Source organism: Dietzia sp. DQ12-76 (assembly GCF_014145045.1).
In the GTDB taxonomy this organism is placed as follows: domain Bacteria; phylum Actinomycetota; class Actinomycetes; order Mycobacteriales; family Mycobacteriaceae; genus Dietzia.
Genome location: NZ_JAALDV010000105.1, coordinates 1 through 1,312, shown reverse-complemented (window position 1 = coordinate 1,312; position 1,312 = coordinate 1). Strand labels below are relative to the sequence as shown.

The following is a 1,312-nucleotide window of genomic DNA, read 5'->3' as shown; positions in this document are numbered from 1 at the left end:
CGAAGGGCCTGACCGCCGACACCGGCCCGGGAAGCGGCCCCCTCAGATCCCGGCGCGGTGGTTCCGGGACCGCCGCGGCCCGGGGGGCCACGACCAGCAGCCCGACCACTGCCACCACTGCCGCTGCGGACACGACAGTGGACGCCCGGGCCGGGCGTGCAGGTGTCGTCGCGGTGGCCGGACTCGTGGATCCCATGGTGTGAGTACACCCGTCGGGCTCGGGTGAGGCCCGCCCGTCGGCCGTGCTGTGGAAGGTGCGGAGGACGCTCCACAGAAGGGGCGACCGGTGACGGTGTGTTGGAGTGCGGGCGCAGGCGGGTTATGATTTTCGACGCGGTCGACTGACGTCGATTGACTTCGCGTGTCCTGCGCTCTCCACGGAGGGGGCATCCGGACCCGGGGCGAGCAGCCCCGGCCATACCGGACAGCGGACCTGTAGGTGCCCCTGCTCGTCAGGGGTTCGGTCCGGTGCGGACACCAGGGCCCGAGACCACCCGGTCTCACGGGCGTAACCCGATACACAGAAAGCGAGGACGAGGGCCTCGCGGTCCGGCTGCTTCCAAGCCGGACGAGCCCTCAACCCATCATGGCAGTCATCTCCATGAAGCAGCTGCTCGACGCAGGTGCCCACTTCGGCCACCAGACCCGTCGCTGGAACCCGAAGATGCGGCGGTTCATCTTCACCGACCGCAACGGCATCTACATCATCGACCTGCAGCAGACCCTGACGTACATCGACCAGGCGTACGAGTTCGTCAAGGAGACCGTCGCCCACGGTGGCACCGTCCTGTTCGTCGGCACCAAGAAGCAGGCCCAGGAGGCCATCGCCGAGGAGGCCGCCAAGGTCGGTATGCCGTACGTCAACCAGCGGTGGCTGGGCGGCATGCTCACCAACTTCCAGACCGTGCACCAGCGCCTCATCCGCCTCAAGGAGCTCGAGGCGATGGAGCAGTCGGGCGGGTTCGAGGGCCGCACCAAGAAGGAGATTCTCATGCTCACGCGTGAGATGACCAAGCTGGCGCGCACCCTCGGCGGTATGCGCGACATGACCAAGGTGCCGTCCGTCGTGTGGATCGTCGACACCAACAAGGAGCACATCGCGGTCGGCGAGGCACGCAAGCTCAACATCCCGGTCGTCGCCCTGCTCGACACGAACTGTGATCCCGACCTGGTGGACTACCCGATCCCGGCCAACGACGACGCGATCCGTTCGGTCAGCGTCCTGACCCGGGTCATCGCCTCCGCCGTCGCCGAGGGTCTCAAGGCCCGCTCCCAGGCCGGCAAGGCCACCGGCGAGGAGGCCGAGCCGCTC

Annotated in this window: 1 protein-coding gene and 1 pseudogene; one reads left to right on the top strand and one right to left on the bottom strand. The window is 68.1% G+C overall.

Annotated elements, in window-relative coordinates; translation table 11 throughout:
- Positions 1–196, bottom strand: a pseudogene (locus G6019_RS17085) (hypothetical protein); the annotation flags it as partial.
- 390 nt (positions 197–586) lie between these two features.
- Here G6019_RS17085 and rpsB point away from each other — a divergent pair.
- On the top strand, positions 587–1,312 hold a 726-nt coding region (rpsB, locus tag G6019_RS04825), incomplete at its 3' end, for a 30S ribosomal protein S2 (protein WP_182627127.1).